General features: G+C 58.8%; 20 protein-coding genes. 2 read left to right on the top strand and 18 right to left on the bottom strand.

Going from position 1 to position 16509, the window contains the following annotated elements:
- Together ACFOYU_RS13440 and ACFOYU_RS13445 are read left to right on the top strand one after the other, a co-directional pair.
- On the top strand, nt 1–180 hold a 180-nt coding region (locus ACFOYU_RS13440), incomplete at its 5' end, for a winged helix-turn-helix domain-containing protein (RefSeq protein WP_377033985.1).
- 523 nt (nt 181–703) lie between these two features.
- Nucleotides 704–997: an AprI/Inh family metalloprotease inhibitor gene (locus ACFOYU_RS13445; RefSeq protein ID WP_377034049.1), complete on the top strand. Its 294-nt coding sequence runs from the start codon at nt 704–706 to the stop codon at nt 995–997.
- A gap of 53 nt (nt 998–1050) precedes the next feature.
- Here ACFOYU_RS13445 and ACFOYU_RS13450 read toward each other — a convergent pair whose 3' ends face one another.
- The 18 genes from ACFOYU_RS13450 to ACFOYU_RS13535 all read right to left on the bottom strand — a co-directional run bounded on the left by ACFOYU_RS13450 (nt 1051) and on the right by ACFOYU_RS13535 (nt 16417).
- On the bottom strand, nt 1051–1614 hold the full coding sequence (locus ACFOYU_RS13450; protein ID WP_377033986.1) for a transglycosylase SLT domain-containing protein: 564 nt from the start codon (nt 1612–1614) through the stop codon (nt 1051–1053).
- Entirely contained in the window at nt 1565–2908 is a 1344-nt protein-coding gene (locus ACFOYU_RS13455) for a flagellar hook-length control protein FliK (RefSeq protein ID WP_377033987.1), read from the bottom strand. The genes ACFOYU_RS13450 and ACFOYU_RS13455 overlap by 50 nt, the downstream gene beginning before the upstream one ends.
- Nucleotides 2905–4113, bottom strand: coding sequence for a chemotaxis protein (locus ACFOYU_RS13460; protein WP_377033988.1), 1209 nt, complete (start codon nt 4111–4113; stop codon nt 2905–2907). The genes ACFOYU_RS13455 and ACFOYU_RS13460 overlap by 4 nt, the downstream gene beginning before the upstream one ends.
- 2 nt (nt 4114–4115) lie before the next feature.
- Nucleotides 4116–5321, bottom strand: a complete 1206-nt coding sequence (locus tag ACFOYU_RS13465; protein ID WP_377033989.1) for a MotB family protein — start codon at nt 5319–5321, stop codon at nt 4116–4118.
- A gap of 2 nt (nt 5322–5323) precedes the next feature.
- Nucleotides 5324–5953, bottom strand: a complete 630-nt coding sequence (locus ACFOYU_RS13470) for a hypothetical protein (protein WP_377033990.1) — start codon at nt 5951–5953, stop codon at nt 5324–5326.
- Nucleotides 5950–7608 (bottom strand): flagellar basal-body MS-ring/collar protein FliF, encoded by a 1659-nt coding sequence (gene fliF / locus ACFOYU_RS13475; protein WP_377033991.1) that lies wholly within the window; start codon nt 7606–7608, stop codon nt 5950–5952. Before fliF ends, ACFOYU_RS13470 begins: the two co-directional genes overlap by 4 nt.
- A gap of 146 nt (nt 7609–7754) precedes the next feature.
- Nucleotides 7755–9038, bottom strand: a complete 1284-nt coding sequence (locus ACFOYU_RS13480; RefSeq protein ID WP_377033992.1) for a flagellin — start codon at nt 9036–9038, stop codon at nt 7755–7757.
- 314 nt (nt 9039–9352) lie between these two features.
- Nucleotides 9353–10090, bottom strand: coding sequence for a flagellar type III secretion system pore protein FliP (gene fliP, locus ACFOYU_RS13485; protein WP_377033993.1), 738 nt, complete (start codon nt 10088–10090; stop codon nt 9353–9355).
- 152 nt (nt 10091–10242) lie between these two features.
- Nucleotides 10243–10743 carry a flagellar basal body-associated FliL family protein gene (locus tag ACFOYU_RS13490; RefSeq protein WP_377033994.1) on the bottom strand — a complete coding sequence of 167 codons (501 nt, stop codon included), beginning with the start codon at nt 10741–10743 and terminating at the stop codon, nt 10243–10245.
- A gap of 23 nt (nt 10744–10766) precedes the next feature.
- Nucleotides 10767–11465: a flagellar basal body L-ring protein FlgH gene (gene flgH, locus ACFOYU_RS13495; RefSeq protein ID WP_377033995.1), complete on the bottom strand. Its 699-nt coding sequence runs from the start codon at nt 11463–11465 to the stop codon at nt 10767–10769.
- The gene (locus ACFOYU_RS13500) at nt 11462–12022 is read right to left on the bottom strand and encodes a MotE family protein (protein WP_377033996.1); all 561 of its coding nucleotides are present in this window, start codon (nt 12020–12022) and stop codon (nt 11462–11464) included. Before ACFOYU_RS13500 ends, flgH begins: the two co-directional genes overlap by 4 nt.
- Nucleotides 12023–12092: 70 nt before the next feature.
- Nucleotides 12093–13190, bottom strand: a complete 1098-nt coding sequence (gene flgI, locus ACFOYU_RS13505; protein ID WP_377033997.1) for a flagellar basal body P-ring protein FlgI — start codon at nt 13188–13190, stop codon at nt 12093–12095.
- A gap of 2 nt (nt 13191–13192) precedes the next feature.
- Nucleotides 13193–13615, bottom strand: coding sequence for a flagellar basal body P-ring formation chaperone FlgA (gene flgA / locus ACFOYU_RS13510; protein ID WP_377034050.1), 423 nt, complete (start codon nt 13613–13615; stop codon nt 13193–13195).
- Between the two features lie 70 nt (nt 13616–13685).
- Nucleotides 13686–14474 carry a flagellar basal-body rod protein FlgG gene (flgG, locus tag ACFOYU_RS13515; protein ID WP_377033998.1) on the bottom strand — a complete coding sequence of 263 codons (789 nt, stop codon included), beginning with the start codon at nt 14472–14474 and terminating at the stop codon, nt 13686–13688.
- A gap of 10 nt (nt 14475–14484) precedes the next feature.
- Nucleotides 14485–14817 carry a flagellar hook-basal body complex protein FliE gene (locus ACFOYU_RS13520; protein WP_377033999.1) on the bottom strand — a complete coding sequence of 111 codons (333 nt, stop codon included), beginning with the start codon at nt 14815–14817 and terminating at the stop codon, nt 14485–14487.
- Between the two features lie 2 nt (nt 14818–14819).
- Nucleotides 14820–15236 carry a flagellar basal body rod protein FlgC gene (gene flgC, locus ACFOYU_RS13525; RefSeq protein WP_377034000.1) on the bottom strand — a complete coding sequence of 139 codons (417 nt, stop codon included), beginning with the start codon at nt 15234–15236 and terminating at the stop codon, nt 14820–14822.
- Nucleotides 15233–15619: a flagellar basal body rod protein FlgB gene (gene flgB, locus ACFOYU_RS13530; protein WP_377034001.1), complete on the bottom strand. Its 387-nt coding sequence runs from the start codon at nt 15617–15619 to the stop codon at nt 15233–15235. The genes flgC and flgB overlap by 4 nt, the downstream gene beginning before the upstream one ends.
- A gap of 465 nt (nt 15620–16084) precedes the next feature.
- The gene (locus ACFOYU_RS13535) at nt 16085–16417 is read right to left on the bottom strand and encodes a methyl-accepting chemotaxis protein (RefSeq protein WP_377034051.1); all 333 of its coding nucleotides are present in this window, start codon (nt 16415–16417) and stop codon (nt 16085–16087) included.
- Nucleotides 16418–16509 lie beyond the last annotated feature (92 nt).

Here is a 16509-nt window from a genome sequence, read left to right on the forward strand (position 1 = left end):
CGCGGCCGGCGCCTGACCAAGACCCAGATCTTCAACGCCATCTACGGCATCTACTCCAACGACGTGGAGGAGAGCGTGATCGAGGGCCATGTGAGCAAGCTGCGCAAGAAGCTGCGCCAGAGGCTCGACTACGATCCCATCGAGGCCAAACGGTACATCGGATACACATTCGTCGGCTGAAGAGCCGCCGATGACATCCCTTATGAATCCCGCATCATCATCTCTGAAGCTCATATCGAGTGCGCCGCAAACCCATGCGGCGCACCCAGGCAGCATACGTTCTAGGGTATGTGAGATTCCGATCTGTGCATTTGCGTGGCGCGCTGTCGGAGTTCTGGCAATCTTCACGCTCACCGCCTGCAACAGCGCGAACACGGTCTACCAGTCAGGTCCTTGGGGCCGGAGTCGCTATCTCGATCCGGCAGCACCGGTCTACTCAGGGCCATGGCTGCCGCCGCGCTATGAGCCTGCCGATGAATTCTACTCTCCGCCAGCTGATGGCGCACCAGCCGCGGTCGTAACAATGTCCGAACCCATGGAACCTGTCGGTGCATGGGCGGTGCGAAACGCTCCATCTTCTGGGGTAGAGCCGAGCGACATTGCGCTCCCGGCTTCGGAGATACTTCACAGCCCTTCCACTGGCGGAAATCTTGAATCCCATGCTGTCGTGAGCAAGGATCCAGCCGCGAAGATCTCTGGGAGCATGTCTCAGCCGCCCGTTAAGAGCACGAAGCCGCGCACAGGCAACTGGACAGTTGAGGCGGACGGTAGCTCATGCCGTCTGCAGCTCTCAAGCGCCCCAACACTGGATCTGTACAAGGCTTCGACAACCCGGTGCACGAGCAAGATCCTACAGGGCGTCAATGCTTGGAGCGCTCGTGACGGAGAAATCGTACTTTACTCTCATGGAACAGTCGTCGCCCAGTTGAAAGGCGATGAGACATCCTACTTCGGGATCCTTGAGAGCTCGGGAAAAGCAATCAAGTTGACGCGCTGATTTCCAGAGTCAGTTGTACGGCAAAGGGCTCCCTCTTGCGGACCATTGACCTGCTACTGACAAAACGATCGCGCGTCAGTTGTCCACTCCCCGAAGCCGGTTGCCACCATATTGGTAATAACCCGGCAAATGTACTTCTTCTGGGCGGGGTTGTTGTTAGGACCAGCATGATAACGTGCGACAGCCATCGTCCAGCTTCCCTCGCGAGCTTTCAGCTGCTTCAGGAACAGGGCCGCATATTCGACATTCTCTCTGGGGTCGAGCATGCTCGCCAAAGACCGGAAGCGGTCATGATGATAGTGATGATTGATCTGCATGCAGCCAAGATCGATCAGCTTGGCACCCGTTCGCCGCGCAGCCTCGAACCGCTGGATGGCATCTCCTGCATTCGCGGCGAAATAAGGCTGCCCTTCGATATTCATTGCATAGGGCTGCAGTGATCCTTTCCGACCCGTTTCCGTCAGGCCGACGGCATAGAGCATCCCGAGCGGCACGCCGTGCTTCGCTGCGGCACGCACCATTTCGCGCTCGCATGAATTGACATTGGCCTGAACCGCAACGGGGAAACTACAAATAGAGACTGCCAGTGCTGCGATTCGCAGCAGGGACTTCTTCATTTCCATTCTCTCGACCCGTCCTATTGCTCCCTCCGAACCCGTCAGCATCTCGTCGTGACTGTCCGTTAGCCCCCGTGTCGCCTCCCTGGGATCCTCCGGGAAAGCTGCCGGCGTATGAGTTCGAGCTCTGCCGTTGGCCGAACATGCCATCCTGCTGCGGCATGTCTGAGCCGGTTGCATGGACGGTAACCACATCGGGCCGGTAACCAGACGTCCGTAATAGACTGGAGAGCTTTTCCGAGTCTTTCTTCAGCAGTTCAGCGGTCTCATCGTTGCTGGCATGAAGCTCCATCTCAAGCCTGTCGCCAGACAGCCGCATCTTCACGGTGACGACACCAAGTTCTGCCGGGTGCAACTGAATATCCAACATCCGCAGAACGCCGTCAGACGGGCGGGTTATGCTCATGGGAGCAGCCGCCTCGGATCTTCCTGCCGAGGAACTATACTCAAGCGGCACACGCTTCGCCTCGGCATCCACGATACTCATGATCCGCTGAGCGACGGCGTTGGATAAGTTCAACTCCGGGTCAACCGCTTTATCGACATTCGGGCTTGTTGCCTGAGCCGATCTAGCCTGAGCCTTCTGAAAGGCCTCAGCTGGTTCGTCGAAGCCGTCAATTTGTTCCACCTCGTTTGCCGGGAGTGCAGTCGGAGACATCTCGATCGGAGGCAGATTCTGCGCAGCCGGTTGCTTGGGAGACGAGATCGCACTCTTTTCAGTCTTTGGCAGCTCGTTCGCAAGCACCGGTTTGAAATGGGTTTCCTGATGAATGACCATTACTTTTCGCGCGGAGCGTGAGGTTAGATCAGGAACATTGTCCTTACCCATCTCCTCCGTCGGCAACTGGATCATGGCGAGGAGTTCTGTCGGAGAAAGCTGCGCCTGCGTGGGTTGAGGCACGGCCGAAGAGCGCTGGCTTGAAGCAGGTTGTTGCGCTGCAGGTTGCACTGGCAGAGACATATTGCTCACCAGCATCGTCGGATCAGTTGTAGCCGGAATGGAGATTTCCTGGTCTGCCGAGGTGATAGGCTCCTCACCTTGGCCTTCCTGAACTTGCTCCAGCGGAACCTCACGGGCTGTCAGCAGGGCGTTTCCGCCAACGAGCGGAGTTCGAGATTGAACCTGCTCGCCATCTCCTTTTCCTGACATCTTTCGCAGCAATGCGTCGAACGCCGGCATTGCTGCCGAGCCTTTTAACAGGCCGCCGTCCTCTGCAGGATGAGGTTGCGGCTTCAAGGTTTGCCCTTCAGCTCTCCGAGAGATACTCTGAAAAAGGCTATCGAGATTGTTCATCGTGTTTCACTCCGAAACAGCTGATCGACCTTTTCCAGAGCTTCCTGAGCGCGCGAAATCGCTGGAACCGGCTCCTGAACTTGAATGGCCTCGGCTGGAGGCGCCTCCGCCGGACCTGCGGCTTCAGAGACAGGGGTCACTTGCGGCGCCTGGCGAATATGCCTTGCAAGAGAGAGCGCCTCATCCAAGAGCGCGGAATCGTGGGGTTGCAGATCTGCCCTGTTGATCTGCTTGAGCACTTCAATGCCGCTCTCAAAGCCTTCCGGCGTCACGATGATGGCAGCAGCCTTGTAAAGCTTCGCCCGCGTCGCACTCGGCACATCGGATGATGATAGTTCAAATGCCTTGTCAGCCGCCAAGCTCGCAGCCTTCGCCTGTCCCTGTTCAATGGCATTGCGGGCGATCATGAGATAGAGTTCGCGTTGGCCATCAGCCTCCAACTCATTGAGGATCGCAACCAATCGCGAGAATTTCTGCTCATCCTTGGCAAAATCGAGGCGTGTCAATGCGGAGGCAAAGCGCTGCCTGAAATTCCCTGCATAAATTGAATAGCGAAAACGGCGAAGGTACTGTCTCGACAATGCATCGAATTTCTTTGCGTCGCCGACTTGACTGACCACGAAGATCTCTCTGCGCAAGGCCGCCTCCTCGACCAGTGTCCCTGGCAGAAGAAGTCTCACGCGATCGAGAAGTTGGACGGACTTCGCCGGATCTTCGCGGACGATCAGCGCTGATTGAACGAGGGCGATCTGACCTGCGAGCATCGGTGGCAGCGTATCGATTTGAACCTCGCTGAGAAAGCGCTTTGCATCCGCCTCGCGCCCTCCGACATAGGCGAGAGCACCCTGAACGATCGTCGTATCGACCTCACTCAGCCCCCCGAGGGCAACAATCCTCTTGAGAATTTCGGGTCGTCCGCCGCTGAGCACGAATATGACAGCGGCGCGAACGTTCTTAGAGTCCCCCCAAGTTTCAGGATCGATCGACATGAGGCGGTCGTCGATATGCGCCAACAACGCCCTTTGAGCCGCATGGGCATTCGTAGAGCCTGTGGCGATTTGGTCCTGCATGATCTGCAGCGTGCGGACCATATCAACCGGTATGGCGGTAACTTTTTCCGGTTCCGAGGTTTGTACTTCCTCCGCAACCGCAGGCACTGCAGTGAGAATACCTGCGAGAAACGACGCAATGAACGTGATGCGCATCGCTACGATTTCTCCCGCAGCAGGATCTCAATGCGCCGGTTCTCGGCGGCTTTCGGATCGGCGCTGTTTTTAAGGCTACGATCTGCGTGCCCCTCCACCCGTTCGATCCGCGCCTCATCGATTCCACCGCGCACCAGCATGTAGGAAGCCATATGTGCGCGTGCCGTCGACAGACGCCAGTTGTCATAAGTGGCGGATTTGAACGGACGCCCGTCAGTATGACCACGTATGATGATTTTACCCTGACGGGAACTTAAAACTTTTGCGATCTTCGCCATCGCCACGACAACTTTCGGTTGGGGCTCGGCCGATCCGATGGCGAACATGCTGAAATCGATCTCATCCGTAACGCTGATAAGGAGCCCCTCGCCGGTTCGGTTCACCTCCACATGGGGTTTAGGCCCACTACCAGGATTGACCTGGACGGCACGAGCAATGTCGGCCTTCAGCTCAACATCCTGTATGCTCTCCTGACTGCTTGGAGCGCCATCGTTAGGTGCGGGTTGAACCACGCTGGCCTCGGCGGGACCAGCTAAGTTGGGCTTAGCCTCGTCCTTTTGCGATGCGGCGAGATTCTGGGATGACCGTGCGAGAGCATCCAGCTTCCCATCGGGAGGAATGGGCGTCGTCGTCCCGGGATCGCCTGGTTTAGCCGCGCGCGGCTTGGGCATCGGAGCAATCTGCCAGTAAAGAGGGTCGAATGGATCCCGATAGGCCTCTCCGCCCTGTACGCCCGGCTCCGTGCTGTCGCCCGTTACAACATCCGCGCTCAAAGTATCTTGCGGCCTGTCCTGCTCAGCCTCAAGGGCAAGCTTGGCAAGCACTGCATATGGATCCTGGAACAGCGCTCCCTCTTCGAAGCGTGGCTTTTGAGTTTGAGGAGCCGTTCCCCCCTTATCCTCACCCTCCCCTTTCGAGGATGCGCCTTTCTTGATCTCGTCCTCACTCTCAGGAGCGTTGTTCTGCGGATCCTGCAGGCCCTTGCGGTCCGGTGTACTCTCTGCAAGCTGAACCGGATTGAAATAGTTCGCGACGGATGTACGGGTTTCCTTGTCGGCAACGCTGATCAACCACATCACAAGAAAGAACGCCATCATTGCGGTCATGAAGTCCGCATGTGCGATCTTCCACACACCACCCTTGTGCTGCTCCTCCTCCGCCTCGTAACGGCGGACGATGATGAGTTCCTGCTTTCCCTGGTCGGACATGTTCAGCTCGATTGGACGGCCTGCGCCAAGCGGCCGATCCAGGCGCCCAGCTGAGTTTCAATAAGTGTATCGCCCATCAAGATCGACACATCGATTTCGTCATTGAAGGCAATCTTGATCCGAGGATTGCCTGCTCCGAGGTGATCTGAGAGCGCCGACAGCATGTCCTTCGGACCACTGACCTTGAAAACCGCATTCTGACTATTGGCGAGCAGGGGCGATACAGTCGCTTGCAGTTCCTCAATCATCTGCGATCGCAGTGCATCGGTGAGGAATGGCGTCATGATGCGGGCGACACGATCGACAAGCCTTGCTTCCAGATTTCGCAAGGCTTCATCCATCTGCTTGGTAAAGCAAGTCGCCTCTTCCTGGACCCACTTCATCCGTTCCGCGGCGAGCCGCTCCTCGGCTTGAGCGCGTTCGGCGGCAAGCTCCGCCTCAAACTCTCTTCGTGCGTTGGCTAGCCCCTCCAGACGGCCGCGTTCCTCTGCCTCTCGGACGAGGTCCGCGGTATCGTCGATCTGATCCTGATCAGGCACATTAGGAGCCTTCGGATGGAAAAGCGGTTTGGTATCCTGTTTTCCATCCAAGTTGAACTCCGTCAGATACTGCGCAATGGCATTGACCATCATGCAGCCTCCGCCTTCATCAGCCACTGCTTCAGGATGGAGACAGCCTGCTCCTCATCGAAGTCGATCATCTGCTCCAGCTTCTTCTGAGGAGTGCGATGCATCTTGTCGGTCAAATCCTCGATGAGATTGGGCACCTCCGCAGTCTCGAGCTGACGACTTGCGCCAGATAGAGCAGCCTCAACAGGACCAGGCGCCGCTGCTATCGCAGCCTCGATGGCTGGCACCGTCTCCTCGAAGACCGGCTCCGGCTCAGGCCGTGCCAGGATCGCGGCCACGGCTGGACGCAGCCCGAACCAAATGAGGAGAGTCGCAACTACCAGAATGGTCGCCGCATTGATGAGATTGCCGGTCTGCCGCATGAAGACCTCGGTAAGGCTCAGAGGCGGGGTCGGCTCCATCATTCGGCCATCATCAACGAACCCGACGGCAGCAACCTTGATCTGGTCGCCACGGTTGCGGTCGAAACCCGCTGCAGAAGAAACGAGCTGCTCGATTTCCGCGATGCGAGCGTCGATATCCTCTTGCGTCGTGTTGTCCCCGGTGAGAGTCGCAAGACGGCTGCGATTAACCAGAACCGCCACGGACAGGTTCTTGATCGCATAACCATCGCTGACAGTCTGGATCGTCTTGGAGGAGATCTCGAAGTTGGTCAGCTCTTCGCGGCGCTGATTGTCCTCGCTTGAACTTTCGCCATTCTCCGCACGAACCCTCTCCTCAGGGAGGTTCTGCTGGACTGTTGTCGGACGTTCGGCATTTCGGTTCTGCGAGACCTCCGTCTCCTTGACCGTACGGATGGACCGTTCGACCTTTGAGTCAGGATCATAGATCGTCTCGGTCGTGTTGGTCTTGTCCGTGTTCAGCCGTGCGGCGACGCTAATTTCGAAGTTACCAATTCCCAAATAGGGCGCGAGCGTCCGGCGAACATTTTCCTGGATTTCCCGACTGACGACCTTCTCAAGGCTTGCCATTCGGCCAGTCGAGGCGTTCGTACCATCCTCGCCAGCCATGAGGAGCATACCGTCGGTGTTGAGGACAGTGACCTTGTCGGCCTTCATGCCTGGAATCGCAGCCGCCACGAGGTGGCGGATAGCCTGAGCCGAACTCATGTCGTCTGCTGGCTCCGTGCGCACGACCACAGAGGCAGAGGCAGGCTGCTGCTCCCGGCGGAACGAGCCGCGATCGGGGAGGACAATGTGGACGCGCGCCGCCTTTACGCCCTTCATCGTCTGGATGGTGCGAGCGATTTCGCCCTCCAGTGCCCGAACGCGGGTGATCTCCTGCATGAAGGAGGTCAGGCCGAGGGACCCGAGATCGTTGAAGAGCTCATAGCCCGACTTCGAGCTCTGCGGCAGGCCCTTCTCGGCCAGCAGCATACGTGCCTGGGCCGTGTGCCCATACCGAACGAGAACGGCTGTTCCGTCGGAGCTGACGTCGAACGGAATGCCGGCATCCTTCAAAGCGGCGCCAATGCGGCTGACGTCTTCCCGCTCCAGACCTGTGTAGAGCGTCTCCTGCGCCGGACGGCTCAAATAGTAAGCCCCCAATCCGACTCCCAGGAAGACCACCAGGCCGATGACCCCAAGAGCGACGAGGCGGCGCACCCCGAGCTCTAGGAGGTTAGCCCACAGTTTCTCGGCTTGCAAACGACCAGGCATGAAGAGGCTCAGCTTCTGACTTGTTAGATTTCAGAAACAATCTCGCCCCACAACCTTGTGCGAAGGTTGCAAAAGAAAGGCCACGCTCAGGGAAGAGCGTGGCCAGGTAAAATGTTCCCCGAATAGTATAGGGTTGAGGCCTTCGCTTAGCGGAAGAGCGAGAGGATGTTTTGTGAGCTAGAGTTCGCGATGCTGAGCGACTGAACGCCGAGCTGCTGCTGGGTTTGCAGAGCCTTCAGACGGGTCGACTCCTCCTCCATGTTAGCGTCAATTAACGAACCGACGCCCTCATTGATCGTGTCCATCAGCTTGTTGACGAACTCGCTCTGCATCTTCACTCGCGTCTGGACGGAGCCGACACTGGAAGCAGCTGTCGTGACCTGTGAAAGAGCCTCGTCAACGACCTTGATGTAGTTCTTGATGTCGGTCACAGAAGCAGTGCTGATATCGATGTCAGCAACGCTTGTTGCGCCGGCGCTGGCAGAAGAAGTCGTGACATCGGTGGCGGCGAAGCCGAGGTCAGCCACATTGAGTGCCGATGTACCCGTAGCCGTAGCGCCTCCGATGGCGAAATCTTCGGTCGACGAGAACACAAGATTGTCAGATCCGTCGACCTCGACCTCGATACCCTTGATACCAGCGTCTTTAAACGCCTGCGTGATAACCGCCTTCAGGTCCGCATTGCTTCGAATGTTTGTGTCCGATAGACCTGCCTTCGTGAGGGTCGATTGAGTGATTTCAACCGTCCGGCCCGGAGCGCCATTTTGAGAGACGCTAAAGCTGATCTTATCGTCTGCGTTAGCGAAGTCGATCGGTGCAGTTTCAACGGTCGCGGCAACACCGCTAGTCGAGGTGTACTTTGTCAGATCGATGGTCTTATCGAGAATACCAAACTGCGCGGTTCCGTCGCCGTAGAGACGAATATCCTCGATGTCGACGTCGATCTTGCCAACTGAGAGCTTGTTGTCACCGTCGCGGGAAAGCGATGACACGATTTCCTTGGCGAAGGCCGTGCTGGAGCCAGTGCTGAGCCAGTTCTGGCCGGAGAAGGATGCGGAACCCGCGATGGTCTTCAACTGGTCCTTAAGTGCAGTGATGTCCGCTTGGACCTTAGCCTTATCGACACCGTCACCTGTTGCCGTGGTCAGTTTTGCCTTAATCTCGTTGAGAACGTCCTTGGAAGCATTCAGACCCGTATAGGCCGCGTTCAGGGTCGAAGCGCCGATCGCGAGCGAGTCCTTCACCGCGCCCATAGCCTGGTTGTCGGACTTCATAGTCGTGGCGATCGACCAGTAGGCTGCGTTATCGGACGCTGAGTTAACGCGCAGGCCGGTGGAGATCCGGTTGCTGGTCGTCTCGAGATTGTTGTTCGTGCTGCGCAAGTTGGCGAGAGCCACCATCGCAGAGGTGTTGGTAACAATGCTAGACATGACTATGTCCCTAAAGTTGAGTTGTTGTAGTTTTCACTGGGGGACATACCGGACTTTCACCGGCATAGCAGTTCGGCATCATGCCTTCGAGTGGCGCTACCCAGAGCCATCCACTTGATCTGCCATTCGTATTGTCGACTGCCGCAACTTGCGGGAAGTCTTCGCTGCGGTCAAGCCTTGATGACCTAACGAGGCTATTAAGTCCGTTATTTCCTAAAGAATGTTTAACGCAGCGGCATCAACGAACCTCGGAGCAGCCCCGCCGTAGAGGATCCTTTGCACTGGTCTTAGGCCATGAGCAGCGCCTACCACGATCAAAAATAGGATCGCACTAACCCACTGATCAAGATGTTCCAGCCATCGATTAAGATAAAAAACAGTATCTTGAATGGCAGTGCTATGACTGTCGGGGGCATCATCATCATGCCCATGGACATGACGAGCATGGCTACGATCATGTCGATGACGAGGAACGGGAGCGCGATGAGAAATCCGATCTCGAAGCCGCGCCGCAACTCGCTGATCATGAAGGCCGGGATGATAACGCGCAGGTCGACCTTAGAATCTCCCTCCGTCCTCGGGAAACTTGCTGCCGCCATGTCGCTGAACGTTTGAAGATCCTTGGGGCGAACGTGAGTCAGCATGAACTCCCGAAAAGGATCGGCTACTCGTGTGAAGGCCTCTGCCTCAGTGATGCGGTTCTCCGTCAGCGGACGGATGCCGTCCTGCCAGGCCCTGTCGAACGTAGGAGCCATCACGTAGAAGGTCATGAACAGCGATAGACTGATCAAGAAAAGATTGGCCGGCGTACTCTGCAGGCCGAGACCGGAGCGGAGGAAGGAAAGAGCGACCGCGAAGCGGGTAAAGCTCGTGACCATGATCAGCAGGCCGGGCGCCAACGATAAAACCGTTAGCAGCGCGACGAGTTGAATGATCCTACCCGTCACAGCACCGTCTCCGGCAGGGAGGAGAGCCTCAAGGCTGGGGACCTGCGCGGTCGCTGCCGTCGCAAGGGCAGAAAACCCAGCGACCAATATGATTCTAAGCATCATTGTGAGACCAGCCCCGGCCGGAAGAAAAGCTTGAAAGGTTGACGTGAAAGCGTGACGGACGAATCGTCAGCCTCACCACCAAGCCTTTACGTGCTCCATGTGTACGCATGATATGTGCTCAATCGTCGCGAACGGTCTAGCCAGAACCCGGATCATTGAACGATGAGGGTCTCGACGATCAACTCTCGCACCAAACCCTTCGATCGCATGGAAACACGCTCGTTCAAGTCCTCGCGCAGATGCTGGAGCCCACTTGCACCCTGAATTTGCGCAAGTGTGAGAGTACGCAGATAGGCCAGGATGTCCTGCCGGATTTCGGCGGTCATCACGTCAGGGTTCTCGACGGAACCATTGGTGAAAACGATGGAGGACTCCAGACGGACCCAGACATCGCTCGCGCCGGCAAGGTTCGTCACGACAGGCGCTACGGCCCTCAATACCAGATCGCCGGAATAGACGAGGGCTTGAGGTGCCTTTTCCTCTTCGCCCTTCTTCTTCTCGTCGACGGCCTTCTCGACGGTGGAGACGAGGAACAGGCCGAAGGCTCCCCCGGTTCCGACAGCGAGCAACGTCAGAACGACCAGCATACCCAGCCAGCCCTTGCCTCCGCCGGAGCCAGAATCCGTAGATGCGGATGTTGGACGCTTCGCCATGGTTCCTCTACCGTCTCTTCGTCTTAGAACGGCGTGACGGCATCATAGATCTGGTGCCCCCAAGCCGGCTGCTGGACGTCGGTCAACCGGCCCCGGCCGCCGTACGACACGCGTGCCTCGGCAATCTTGTCGTAGCTGATCGTGTTGTTGCGGGAGATGTCGCGGGGCCTCACGATGCCAGCAATGTTGAGAACGCGAACCTCGAAGTTCACCCTCACCTCTTGGGAGCCACTGATGAGAAGATTTCCGTTCGGCATGACCTCAGTCACCACGGCGGCGACTGATAGCCTAAGCTTTTCGGACCGGTCGATGGTGCCCTGTCCCTCCGACGAAGATGACGAACGGAGATTTCCGTCTGCCGCCGCCTCGCCAACCGCACCATTAAAATCAGCAGTGAAATCAAGTCCTAGGCCCGCGCTCGATTTGCGTGACCGATCGGACGCGTTGTCGAACTGCGCTTTGTCGTTGATGGAAATGTTCACCGTCATCACGTCACCGACCTTCTTCGCCCGTGGATCCTGGAAGAGGTCGGCGCTGCTCTGACTCCAAAGGGAGTGATAGGTGCCATGTCCGGTCGACGCGAACACGGTCGGCATAGGCTCGCGTGCGACGTTGAGACCATACCCGACAGGAGTCATGATCGGCTCGCGCCCCAGTTCGTTCGGGTTCGTGGCACAGGCTGCCAAGGACAGCATGGCCACGGACGATAAGATGTGCCTCATCCTGACTTCTCGCTGTCCTGAGTGCGCTTCGGTTTATCGGTGATGACATTAGTGAGCTGCGCGGCCCGAGCCGGCTCCATCTCGTTCAGAACTGCGCTCGCGTTGCGCGGACTCAGCTTCGCCAAAATTGCGGCCGCTGTTTCGTCATGCATGTTCGCCAGCTGCAGAGCGGCAGCATCGGGGCGCATCCTCGAATAGATGGCGACGACGGACTCATCGGCCTTGGCAAGAAAGTCGTTGCGGCGCTGCAGCCATTCTTCGTACTCGGCACGCTTCTGCTCCAGAATCCTGATTCGCTCTTCGATCTCCTTTTCGAGAGCCGTCAAAGTTTCCTTCTGCCAGGCAAATCTGGCATCGGCGGCTGCATCGGCGATATTCGTGCAATACCGATTGGACTTCTGATCCTTGGATGCTTCGGCAGCCTTGGCCTGCACCGGCCCGCGCCCGTCTGCCGGCTTGTCCTGGGCTGATGCCGCAGCCCCGAAAGCGACCGTCAGGACCATGGTTCCGGCGGCGAGTAAAAGGCGGGAAGCCTGCTGGTTCTTCGTCGAATTCATGGTTCAGACGTCCGATTCCAGTGACCCTAGGAATGCTGTGGAGGCGTGGAGAGAGTGCGTGTCACGAGTGTCATTGGACGACCAGCTCCGCCTGGAGAGCTCCCGCCGTCTTGACCGCCTGCAGGATCGCAATGATGTCCGTCGGCTTCAGACCGATCTGGTTGAGCCCCTTGACCAGCGTCTGGAGGTCGGAGCCACCGATGACGGCAAGGTGGCCATCCTGTTCGTTGGCCTCGATCTGCGTGCGGGGCACAACCACCGTCTGTCCGTCGGAGAAGGGCTCGGGCTGCGAGACCTGCGGCATCTCCGTCACGCGGACGGTCAGATTGCCGTGGGTCATGGCGACGGTGGAAATCTGAACGTTCTTGCCGATCACCACGGTACCAGTCCGTTGGTCGACGACCACACGGGCGGGCGTGTCGGGCTGCACCCTCAGATCGCCGATCTCGGCCATGAAGCGGGTCGTGCCGATATCGCGCGGCTTCTGAAGGACCACCGTTCGATAATCGCGAGGTGATGCAACGCGTTTGCCGTACCGGCGCAGGGCATAATCGTTGATTGCGTCCGTGATCAGGGTCGCGGTCTTATAGTCCGGGTTCTTCAGTTCGAGCATGAGGGACGGCATGTCCCGGAAGGAGCCTGCAACCTCGCGCTCGATCAGCGCGCCGTTGGGGATCCTCCCCGCCGTTGCAACGCCCTGGGTCAGCGTTTCGGCCTGCCCCACTGCGGAGAAGCCCGAGACAGCCACGGGACCCTGAGCAACCGCATAGACCTGCCCATCGGCTCCCATCAGAGCCGTCAGCATCAACGTTCCTCCCTTCAGCGACGTGGCGTCGCCGAGGGATGTCACCGTCACATCGATGCGCGACCCGGTTCCGACATAGGGCGGAAGATCGGCAGTGACGGTCACCGCCGCAACGTTGCGCGTGCGCAGCGGGATGTCGCGCACGTTGACGCCCATCCGGTCCAGCATGGATTGCAAGGACTGCTCGGTGAACTGTGAATTGCGCAGCGTGTCGCCGGTTCCCTGCAATCCCATGACGAGACCGTAACCAACGAGCTGGTTGTCACGCACGCCTTGGACCGCGGCAATGTCCTTAATGCGCGTCGAAGCGTAGGAGGAGCTCGCAAAGAGCGCGGCAATCAACAAAATAAATAACCGAAACATGATCAATTACCAATCCGCACGCGGCCATCCGCCTGCACGACACCGTGAACAATGCGGCCTGTATCGATATTGCGAACCCGGATCATCTCGCCGAGGCTGCCCGGCTGCAGCGGCGTGCCCATCGCTGTGATGGTCAGTCCTTGCTCCTGAAAGATGATCTCCGTCGGAGCGCCGCGTATGACGATTTTCGGCTCGTCGATGGCGTTGCTGGGAATAGCTTCCCCAGGGAGCAGAGTGCGCCGCGCCGTCTTGCCGACGAGGGCGAGGGTGGAATCCACGACAGCCAGTCTCGCCCGGAAATTCGGAGGAAAGGTCCTTTCCCTCAGCATGCTGTCCTTGATGATGTCACCTGGATAGATGGTGACGGACGGGACGGGCAGCACCAGTTGCTCCGCCAGCCCCGACTGCGTGCCGACCACAAGCATCGCGAGAGCTGCCAGCAGTTTTCTCGTCGGTTGTTCTTTAAGCACGTTCATCATCAATCACTCCGCTCGGCTAGCGGATGCCCTTCGACACCGTTCCGGCCATGTCATCAGCAGCCTGGATGACCTTCGAGTTCATTTCATAGGCTCGCTGCGCGGAAATTAGGTTGGTGATCTCCTTCACCGGATCCACGTTGGATCCCTCGAGATAGCCCTGGTGGATCGCGCCGAACCCTGCATCCGAGGGAGCGCCAACGACAGGGGCGCCGGAAGCGGGCGATTCACGGTAGAAGTTGTTGCCGAGCGGCTCCAAGCCAGAGTCGTTGGCGAAGTTAGCGATCTGGAGTTGACCAAGTTCCTCAGGCAGAGGTTCGCCGTCCACCTTGGCGAAGATCTGTCCGGATTGGTTGATGCTGATGTCGATCGTATTCGGCGGGATCATGATAGCTGGCTGGAGGGCATAGCCGTCGATCGTCACGAGCTGGCCATCCCCGTTCTTGTTGAACGAGCCTGCACGTGTATAAATGGTCTCACCATTCGGGCTAGTCACCTGAAACCAGCCTCTGCCGTTGATCGCGAGATCCAGCTGATTGGTGGTGTTCGTAAGCGGACCCTGACGGTGCAGGTTCCGGATTGCGGCGGAGCGAACGCCGAGGCCGAGCATGGCGCCTTCCGGTACCGGGTTCTCGCCGGCCTGGTTGGGCACGCCCTGCAAGCGTTCCGCCTGATAGAGAAGATCCGTGAACTCGGCTCGCGCCCCCTTGAACGCGGTGGTATTCACGTTCGAAATGTTGTTCGCAATGACTTCAACGTTCAACTGTTGGGCATTCATGCCGGTCGCAGCGATAGCAAGCGCTCTCATAGCCGTCTCCTTAAATAGCCATACGCGAGATTTCGAGGTAGGCGGCCACGACCTTGTCCCTGATCGCGATGGCCGTCTGGAGGGTCTGCTCAGCGGCCATGACCGCCTCGACGACCTGCTGCACCGAGGCCTTGCCCTGGATGCCGGAAATGGCAGCGGCTTCGCCTGCCTTCAGGGTTTCAGTCGCCTTCGCCGCAACCTGGAGCATCATGTCGCCGAAATCGACGCTCTGGCCCGCCTGGGCGACAGGAGCCGCCTTCTGCAGGCTCGTTACCTGCGAGGACGACGCCGCCTCTCCGGCACGCTCCACAAACGCCGAGATCGATGAAATTGCGTCAATCATTGTCATCCCCTCAACAGGTCGATCAGTCCCGAGATCATGGAGCGGGCCTGCTTCATCATCTGCAGATTGGCCTCGTAGGAGCGGTTGGCCTCACGCATATCGGCCATCTCGATCAGCATGTTGACGTTGGGCATCTTCACGAAGCCCTGCTCGTCGGCCGCCGGGTTACCCGGATCGTATTCCATCTTGAACGGAGCCTGATCGACCCCGACCTCCTTGACCTGCACAGAGGCCGCGCCGAGAGCCCGGTCGAGCTCGCTGCGGAAGGTGATGGTCTTGCGGGCGTAGGGATCGGACCCTGCCGTCTTGCCGGTCGACTGGGCGTTCGCGATATTCTCGGAGATCACGCGAAGACGGGTCGACTGCGCCTCGAGGCCTGCGCCGGCCAGCCGGGAGGATGCCTGCAAAGGATCGATCATTGTCCACCCTTCGCGCTTGCCAGGACCATCCTGTGGAAGGCCCTCACGATGCTCGTATTGAGGCTGTGCTCACGGTTGATGGTGCCAGCCTTCACCATTTCCTGCTCGATGCTGACGGAATTTCCCGAATGCATCGTGTCCCAGCTGTCGGTCGCCTTAACCTTGGTCGGGCGAACGTGCGGCGCATCGGTCGCGAGGTGCCCGCTACTCGTCGCCGCCATGGCGAGCTGGGTCTTGTCGAGGACGCTCGTGAACGGTTCGACGTCCAGTGCTTTGAAGCCAGGAGTGTTGGCGTTCGAGATGTTGCCTGCAACGGTCGCCTGACGGACTGCAAGCCATTGGGCCTGCCGCGAGGCCAGATCGAAAAGATAGACCGCTCCCACGGAATCCTCCAACGTCGATAACTTCCGCCCCCTGCCTAAGCCTGCAATCTTGCCCGAAGCTGGCGCGGGCACCTGAGGGCTTGCAGAGGAAGAAGACTTGCAACCCTTTGTTGCAGCCTATCGCGTTGCTCCATCGGGAGCCGGGATCTTCAGCGGATGCGATCGGTCGAGGATGCGTCCTGAACGAACGAGGACGTGGTCGGGATGCGCGTGGCGCTTCCTGCGATCCGCCCCTCTGTTCTGGGGTGGCATGTACCAGCGCAACATGATTTGCCGCGCCGGTCGGTCTTCAAGGGCCGGTGAAGGAACAGCCTCGTCAGGCGGCCCGGACGCCGGACAGGAAGGAATTCACCTCCCGCCCGAGATTCTCGGCATACTGGGCCAGCTCCTGTGCGGCCCCCAGCACTTGAGCCGCGGCTGCGCCGGTTTCCCCTGCTCCGTGCTTTACATTGTCGATGCTGCCGGTCACCTGCCGGGTGCCGCGGGCGGCCTCCTGGACATTGCGGGGGATCTCGCTCGTCGTAGCCCCCTGCTCCTCCATCGCGGCGGCAATCCCGGTGGAAATCGCCGACAGTTCGTCGATGATCTTCTGGATGCCCTGAATGGCGCCGCCGGCCTCGGGGTGGCTCCCTGGATCTGGGTGATCTGCGCCCCGATCTCCTCGGTGGCCTTGGCGGTCTGGCTGGCGAGGTTCTTCACCTCCGACGCGACGACCGCGAAGCCCCGGCCGGCCTTCCCTGCCCTGGCCGCCTCGATGGTGGCATTCAGGGCGAGCAGGTTCGTCTGTGAGAAGGCCATTGATCAGGGTCACCACGTCGCCGATGCGCTCCGCACCGGCAGCCAGGGCCTGAACGATCCCGTTCGTGCGATCGGCATTCTCGACTGCCGTG

It is taken from the genome of Microvirga sp. GCM10011540 (genome assembly GCF_042650665.1).
GTDB classification, from domain to species: Bacteria; Pseudomonadota; Alphaproteobacteria; order Rhizobiales; family Beijerinckiaceae; genus Microvirga; species Microvirga lenta.